Annotated in this window: 7 protein-coding genes; 4 read left to right on the top strand and 3 right to left on the bottom strand. The window is 66.8% G+C overall.

Going from position 1 to position 7,711, the window contains the following annotated elements:
- The first annotated feature begins 228 nt into the window (after positions 1-228).
- Both ACFVFQ_RS38070 and ACFVFQ_RS38065 read left to right on the top strand, forming a co-directional pair.
- Positions 229-888: a hypothetical protein gene (locus ACFVFQ_RS38070; protein ID WP_383425251.1), complete on the top strand. Its 660-nt coding sequence runs from the start codon at positions 229-231 to the stop codon at positions 886-888.
- A complete protein-coding gene (locus tag ACFVFQ_RS38065; RefSeq protein ID WP_383425249.1) occupies positions 788-2,371 on the top strand; it encodes a Tn3 family transposase in 1,584 nt (527 codons plus the stop codon). Before ACFVFQ_RS38070 ends, ACFVFQ_RS38065 begins: the two co-directional genes overlap by 101 nt.
- A 71-nt stretch (positions 2,372-2,442) precedes the next feature.
- On the opposite strand, the gene ACFVFQ_RS38060 is transcribed toward ACFVFQ_RS38065, so the two are convergent.
- Complete coding sequence (locus ACFVFQ_RS38060) at positions 2,443-4,050, bottom strand: ISL3 family transposase (RefSeq protein ID WP_383425255.1); 1,608 nt, start codon at positions 4,048-4,050, stop codon at positions 2,443-2,445.
- A gap of 14 nt (positions 4,051-4,064) precedes the next feature.
- Here ACFVFQ_RS38060 and ACFVFQ_RS38055 point away from each other — a divergent pair, with 14 nt between their 5' ends.
- Positions 4,065-4,304 carry a hypothetical protein gene (locus ACFVFQ_RS38055; protein WP_383425257.1) on the top strand — a complete coding sequence of 80 codons (240 nt, stop codon included), beginning with the start codon at positions 4,065-4,067 and terminating at the stop codon, positions 4,302-4,304.
- Positions 4,305-4,513: 209 nt separating this feature from the next.
- Here ACFVFQ_RS38055 and ltrA read toward each other — a convergent pair whose 3' ends face one another.
- Both ltrA and ACFVFQ_RS38045 read right to left on the bottom strand, forming a co-directional pair.
- Positions 4,514-5,764 carry a group II intron reverse transcriptase/maturase gene (gene ltrA, locus ACFVFQ_RS38050; protein WP_383425245.1) on the bottom strand — a complete coding sequence of 417 codons (1,251 nt, stop codon included), beginning with the start codon at positions 5,762-5,764 and terminating at the stop codon, positions 4,514-4,516.
- A 453-nt stretch (positions 5,765-6,217) separates the two neighbouring features.
- Positions 6,218-7,017, bottom strand: a protein-coding gene (locus tag ACFVFQ_RS38045) for an IS5 family transposase (protein ID WP_383425253.1) whose coding sequence is annotated in 2 segments (ribosomal slippage) — positions 6,218-6,672 and positions 6,672-7,017 — 801 coding nt in all. Because the reading frame shifts where the segments join, the coding sequence is not laid out codon by codon here.
- Between the two features lie 394 nt (positions 7,018-7,411).
- On the opposite strand from ACFVFQ_RS38045, the gene ACFVFQ_RS38040 reads away from it, so the two are divergent.
- Positions 7,412-7,711 (top strand): transposase family protein (locus tag ACFVFQ_RS38040; RefSeq protein WP_383425243.1); only part of this gene is annotated, 300 nt, incomplete at its 3' end.

Raw genomic sequence — 7,711 nt, 5'->3', positions numbered from 1 at the left:
ACGTCTCTTACGAGCCGATCACACGCCCACTCGACCTGCTGAAACTCCCGTGACCTGCGAAGACACCCTCACTACCGGACTATGAATCAGCCCTGGCGCCCGGCTGGGCTATTTCCCGGCACTGGAAACGGTGCCGCATGCTGTGGTGGCACATATCCGGGCCTGCATGGGGCTGCCGGATGAGGTGGCGCTGGAAGTGGCGTCCTCGCGAACGGCGAGCACCACCGCATGTGGATACGTGAGCGTATCGGTCTGGTAGGTGATCCTGAGCGGACACGTGCGGTGGCCGAGGAGGCGATGGTAGCGGCGGCGCCGGTGAAGGCTCATACGGCGGATCTGGTGAATGTGGCGCTGGAGGAGATCGTCCGTGCCGGGCTGGAGCTGCCGGGGTTTTCCACGCTGGACCGGATGGCGGCTTCCATCCGGACTCGGGTGGAGGGGGAGATCTGCGCGGCGGTCGTGGCCCGGATGAGCGAAGCCGCCCGGGAGCGGGTCGCCGGTCTGCTTCACGTGGCAGACGGCGAATGCCGCAGTAAATTTGACTGGCTGAAGGAACCGGGCCGTCGGGCGACCTGGTCGAAGTTCCGCGCCCATGCCGAGCGCTTGGAGCGGCTCGACGGACTCGGTGACAGCGGCGGATGGGTGGAGGGTGTGGCGGCGGCGAAGGTTGCCTCGCTGGCCGCGCAGGTCCGGGTCCTGATCGTAGGCGAAGTGAAGGACATTGCCGAGCCGAGGCGGACGGCGATGCTGGCGTGTCTTGTGGCGGAGATCCATACGAAGGCACGGGATGAGTTCGTGGCGATGCTGTGCAAGCGCATGGCCCCGCCACCTCAAGCGCGCCGAGGAGACCCTGGCGGAGATCGAGCGGCGGCAGAAAGAGGTCACTGAGCAACTGCTGATCGCCTACCGTGACGTGCTCGCCGCGCTCAGGGACCTGGCCGGGGAAGACGGGAAGGGCTCGGAGGGCACGTTCGATGATGTGCTGGCGCTCAAGCAGGCGCGGGAAGTGATCGAACGAGCCGGCGGGTTCGAGGCCCAGCTGCCCGAGATCGAGGCCCTCTCGGCGCACCACGGGAACAACTTCACGCCGCTGGTGGAACGGTTCTTCCGCCCGGACCGGCCGACCATGTTCAAGCTCGCCCGCCACCTCACCCTCGTGGCCACCTCCGAGGACCGCTCGGTGCTGGACGCGCTGGAGCACGCGCTCGCGCACCAGCACCTCGCCCGCCCGCTGATCCCCGACACCCCGCACCCGTCCCCCACCGCGGCGCAGACCGGCGGGCACGACGACGGCCGGAAGAACGAGGCCCAGACACCACAGCCGCTGGACCTGTCATTCGCGTCGAAGAACTGGCTCAAGACCGTCTATGCCAAGGATGAGCCGGGGATGCTGGCGCGCCGGCACTTCGAGACGATGGTGTTCACCTACCTGGTCGAGGAGCTGCGGTGCGGGGACATCGCCGTGGCGGCCTGTGAGGAGTACGGCGACTGGACCAGGATGCTCCTGGGCTGGGGGAGTGAATGCCTGCCGATGCTGCCCGAGTTCTGTGAGCAGGCCGGACTGCCCGCCACCGCCCAGGACTTCGTGGCACGCCTGAGAACACAACTCACCGAGACCGCCGCGGCGGTGGACGCAAGGTATCCGGATAATCAGGACCTGGTCATCGACCCTGTCACCGGAGTGCCCTCTCTCAAGGCCCGCCGTGGCATCGAACGCGCTGCCTCCGCCCAAGCCCTGGATACGGAGCTCGAACGGCGTCTGCCCGCCAGGCCCGTATTGGAGCACCTGGCGAGGGCTGCGCACTGGACCGGCTGGTGGCCCCGTTTCGGCCCGCTCTCCGGCTCCGACCCGAAGCTGAAGGATCCGCTGTCCCGTTATGTGATCACCGCGTTCACCTACGGCTGTAACCTCGGCCCTGCCCAGGCCGCCCGCCACATGCGCGGTAGCGTCACTGCCCATGAGCTCGGTGCCATCGCCCAGCGGCATGTCACCACCCGCCGCCTCGGCCGCGCTGGGGCGGACGTCATCGACACTTACATGCTCCTGGACCTCGTCGCCGCGTGGGGTGACGGGTCGGTGGCGGCGGTGGACGGCACGATGATGGACACCGTTATCGACAACCTCCTCGCCGAGACCTCCATCCGCTACGGAGGATTCGGCGGAATAGCCCACTACCTCGTCGCCGACGCCTACATCACCCTTTTCTCCAGATTCATACCCTGCGGAGCGGTATACCTGATCGACTCCCTGCTCGCCAACGAATCCAGCGCGCAGCCGGATACAGTGCACGCGGATACACAAGGGCAGAGTTTTCCGGTCTTCGGTCTGGCACATTTGCTGGGAATCGACCTGCTTGTCGGCGACGGGTGAACGGTGGTTCTGGATCACTTTCCGTGCTGGGCTGACGGACGGTCACTGACCGGGCCGGCTGGACGTCCGGGTCATGCGGCAAGGAGTACGCGCTTGCGTAGGAGGTCCAAGCCCGCACGGCCGAACATCTGCCGCTTAAGCATCTTGATCCGGTTCACCTGCCCCTCCACCGCGCCCGAGCTGAACGGCAGGCTCAACCCCGCCACCACCGCCCCGAGATCAGAACCGATCCCGTTCACGAACGACACCAACTCGGGCAGGCCGGTGGCCTTCACCTGGTCGATCCAGCCGGCCAGCTGGGTACGTCCGGTGCGGGCAGTCATCATCTCGGCGAAGGTCCGGACGTGGTCGGCGGTGGTGTCCAGCTGCGGGCAGCGGGCGAGGATGCCCTTGAGCTTGAGGGCCTCGTCCGGAGTGAGGCTGTCGGGGTGGCGGGTGATCCAGCTGGTCACCTCGCGAACCGAGGGTGGCCGGGTGGAGCGGTCCTGCGGCTGGGTGCCGGATCGCAAGGGACGCAGGTAGTCGCGCAGGACCGTCAACCCGCCCGTGTAGCCGGCGGCCTTGATCTCGTCGAAGAGTGTCTTCGCGGTGGTGCAGCCCTCCTGCCACCGCTGGTGCAGGTGGGGCTTGTAGTCGTCTAGGACGCTGGCGCGGCCCTGCCACTTGCCCGTTGAGAGTTGCTCGGCGGTGGCGGCGCGGGCGAACCTGCGCACGGTGTTGCGGGCCAGGCCCAGCTGGCGGCCGATCTCCCGCTGAGGCATGCCCTGGGCAAGCAGGTCATGCACGGCTCGGTGGCGCTCGCGGGTGCGGTCGGCGCAATGGTGGGCGGCCCGGTTCGCCTTTGCCGCCGCGGTGATCGTCTCCAGTTCGGCGAGCGCCACCGCGGACTCCTCGGTGGTGGGAACCGGAGCGGGTTCGCGCAGCTGGGTGGAGTGCCGGGTGACGCAGCGTTCCACGGCCTCGGTGAGGTTGTGGAACAGGTGCCAGCGGTCCGCGATCTGGACCGCGTCCGGTGCGCCGAGGCGGGCGCCTTCGGCATAGCCGGCGGCACGGTCGCGGCAGATGACCTCGACTCCGGGGTGGTCGGTGAGCCAGCGGGCCAGGGTGGCGGACTCGCGGTCGGGCAGCAGGTCAACGGGCCGGTGGGTCTCAACGTTGATCAGGACAGTGCCGTAGACGTGGCCCTTGAGCAGGGCGAAGTCGTCGACTCCGAGCACCCGAGGCGTCGTTGTCACCGGGTCGGGCATCGCGCGGATCAGCCGCAGCAGGGTCGAGCGACTGACCTTGGAGCTGAGCACGTCGACCAGCCGAGCGCCGGCGCGCCCGGCCAGCATCAGTGCCACCGCCTGCAAAATCACGTGCAGTCGTAGGCTCCGACGGCCGTAGCGGAAGGTGAGTCCTGCGACCTGCTCGACGAACGTCGTGCGGGAACACGACACAGCCGGGCAGCGGAAGCGTCGGACCTGCAGCTTCACGACTGCCCGGCGCCCACCGACTGCAGAGTCCGCCAGCCGGCGCTCGTACCGACTATGGACGCGGCCCGATCTTTCGCCGCACGCCGGGCAGACCACGTCCCGCGCACACGCCCGGGCCGCAACCGTCACAATGTCATCGCCGACCTCGATGTTCGCTATCTCCAAGCCATCCAGATCGGGGAACAGGATCTCCTCAACATCCATGCAGCTCACGGCCGTTGATCATCACGTACGCGGTGCGAGTCGGGCCGGGGAGTGCCGAAAGTGATCGCAAGTCGTTGGTGTCGTTCGTGAACGGGATCGGTTCTGATCTCGGGGCGGTGGTGGCGGGGTTGAGCCTGCCGTTCAGCTCGGGCGCGGTGGAGGGGCAGGTGAACCGGATCAAGATGCTTAAGCGGCAGATGTTCGGCCGTGCGGGCTTGGACCTCCTACGCAAGCGCGTACTCCTTGCCGCATGACCCGGACGTCCAGCCGGCCCGGTCAGTGACCGTCCGTCAGCCCAGCACGGAAAGTGATCCAGAACCCGAGTTCGACCGTCGCCGAGACTGCTCCCCAGGATCCGGAACTTCCAGGGTGAGTCGGCGGCGGGAGTTTCACCCGCCGCCGCTCTCAGAACCGTGTGTAAACCTCTCGGCTTACACGGCTCCCACCGTCCAGTCATTCACGGTTACGGCTTGACGAGTCTCCAGTGGGCGAAGAGGCCGGGAAACCGTCTGGCGTGACGGTTCAGGGCCTCTCGCGCTCTCGCTCGCTTCCGTTTGAACCGCTTGTACTTGCGGACGAGCCACCGCACCAGATAGTCGTTGATGCGGTTGAGGGTGGAGAGCAACGCGGACGGGTGGAACCGCCCGAAGCAGTTGATCCAGCCCCGCACGACCGGGTTGATCTCCCGGGCGAGCTCCTCCAGGGTCGTCTCACTGTGCAAGTGCAGCCGCCACCGGCGGATCTGCATCCGGATCTGCTTGGCGGCTTCGTCGCTGACGGCCGGACTGAAGCCGAAGAAGAAGTCCCCGCGCTTCGTCCGGAGTTTCCGCACGCGAAACCCGTACCCCAGGAACGTGAACGAGGTGTGCTCGGCCGAGCCACGCCTGTTCCTGTCCCGGCAATACACAATGCGGGTCTTCTGGGGATGCAACTCCAGACCCCCGCACTCGGTCAGCCGCCCGGCGATGGCCTCACGCACCCGATGCGCCTGAACCTCGTTCCGGCAGTGGACCACCACGTCATCGCAGTACCGCTCGAACCAGACACCGGGGTGCTCCCGGGCCATCCAGAGGTCGAACGCGTAGTGCATGAAGAGGTTGGACAACACGGGTGATACCGCCGAGCCCTGGGGGCTGCCGCGGTCCCGGGCCTGCAGGCTGCCGTCCGGCCTCTGGAGTGGGGCCTTGAGCCATCGCTCCACATACAGCCGGACCCACCGCAGGTCGGTGTGGTGCGCGACCGCCTTGAGGACGAGATCGTGATCGAGGTTGTCGAAGAAGCCCCGGATGTCGAGATCGATCACCCAGTCCGTCTTCCAGCACCTCTCCCGGCACGCCGCGACCGCGTCCAGCGCACTGCGGCGGGGCCGGTAACCATAGGAGTCCGGGTGGAACACAGGCTCCACCAGCGGCTCCAGCACCATGGCCACCACCGTCTGCGCGATTCTGTCCGCGACCGTGGGCACGCCGAGGATCCTGACCCCGCGCCCTCCCGGCTTGTCGATCTCCACCATCCGTACCGGCGGAGGGAAATAACAGCCCGACGAGAGGCGATTCCACAGCTTGTAGAGGTTGGCCTTCAGGTTCACCTCGAACTGCTCGATCGACTCGCCGTCGACACCCGCCGCGCCCTTGTTGGCCTTGACCCTCAAGTACGCCTCGAACACCAGGTGTTTCGAGATCTCGAACGACTTCGGTCCGCTCGTCCGGCTCATCCCGGGCACTCCGGTTGACCGCCAAACAGACCCGGACGATCCGTCCCCTTCGCTCCGCCCGCATTACCGGGCTTCATCACTACTACGGGACGGTCCGCCCCCGTGCCCCGCATCGGTACTCGGCCCCTCACGGTCTTGTCCGCTTGAGGCGCTCCCTCTCGCCACCACCCCAGAGAGGCGGCAGCAGTATCGGGGCGACAGGTTCCCACGTTCCGTGCAAGAGCCCGGACCAGGCTCGCGCCGCCTCCATGCCGGACGCCATCCGGGCAGTCAGCAGGCTCCCCCCGGACTTGTCCCGGAGCCCAGATCATGCCCCGGTTTCGACGCCATTGAAGAAAGTTACGACACGTCATCAGCGGTTCGCTCACGCTCGCCTTCCTGACCCACACCTGACGCGATCAATGCCGCGCCTTTTGCCGCAGCGCTCACCACGACCGGCATTTAGACGTCATCTCATTTGGTGAGTCGGCGGTAGCAGATGAGTGTCGCGGCGATGCCCGTGAAGGCAAGGAAGTGTTCGGCTTTGCGTTCGTAGCGGCGGTGGAGCCGGCGGCATCCGGCGAGCCAGGACACGGTGCGTTCGATGGTCCAGCGGTGGCACCCCAGGCGCTGAGAGTTCTCGATGCCTTTGCGTGCGATGCGGGGTGTGATGTGGCGGCCGCGGAGCCATTGCCGCAGGTGAGCGTTGTCATAGGCCTTGTCCGCGTGGAGTTTGGCGGGCCTGCGCCGGCGGGGACCGCGCCGGGAGCGGAGGGGCGGTATGCCCCTGACGAGGGGTTCGAGGGCCTGACTGTCGTGCAGGTTCGCGCCGGAAATCCCGATGGACAGGGGCAGGCCGGTGCGTTCGGTGAGCAGGTGGATCTTCGAGCCGTACTTGCCCCGGTCGACGGGGTTCGGTCCGGTCAAAGCCCCCTTTTCATCGCCCGCATGTTCACCGAGTCCACCGCACAGCGCGACCAGTCGAGTTCGCCGCGAGCACCCAGCTCGTCCAAGACCAGCCGGTGGAGCTTCGCCCATACCCGGGCTTTCGTCCACTCGGCAAACCGCCGGTGAGCCGTAGCTCCCGACGGCCCGAACGAGACCGCCGGCAACTGCTGCCACGTGCAACCGGACGTGGCCACGAACACGATCGCGGCCAGCACCTCACGGTCACCATGCCGACGGCGCCCACCACCCTGCGGCCGCACCGGCACCTCCGGCACCACCCGCTGGAACAACTCCCACAACTCATCCGGCACCAGCCGCTCAACAATCCCCACCACGATCCAACAGCTTACAGCCAAATGAGATGACGTCTTAACCGGCGCAGCCTGCGGTGGTTTGGGGCCTCCCCCTGCAGGGCGACCCCGGAGGACCTACCTCCATCTCCTGCACAGCACCGCTTCCAGAAGCTGCTACATCGACGCCACCTTCAGCGTTCGTGGCACACAATCTGACCTTTCACCGCCCTGACCCCACGGTCTGCTACCAGCACATCGACACGCTGTTCCCCACCGATCCGCGGACCGCGGTGAACTGGAAACTGATCGAGAAAAACTGAGCCTTTTCCAACCTGCGGCTGCAGCCTGACAGTTGGGCTGACAACGTGGTGAAGCCCCTGGTAGATGGGTTTTCGACCAAGAGAACCCTCTCCACCAGAGGCTTCACGTGCTTGTCTACCCATCGGGCGTCGACGTGTCCAGCTCTGCCCTGTGCTTCCTCACCCAGCAGCTACGGCAGCACCGCCGCGAAATCGGCTCACGCTGGCGGCGTCTCAGAGCCAGCCGCCAGTCTCTGCTCACGCTCGCACACCTGCGAGTGGGCCACACATACGCCCAGCTCGCAGCCGGGTTCGGCGTCGGAATCACCACGACCTACCGCTACGTCACCGAGGCTGTTGAGCTCCTGGCCACCCTCGCCCCCAGCCTGGCCGACGCGGTGCGAACCGCGTCGACGAAGGCTTTCGTG

The organism is Streptomyces sp. NPDC057743 (assembly GCF_042798755.1).
GTDB lineage: Bacteria > Actinomycetota > Actinomycetes > Streptomycetales > Streptomycetaceae > Streptomyces.
This window is presented reverse-complemented; position numbering and strand designations above follow the sequence as displayed.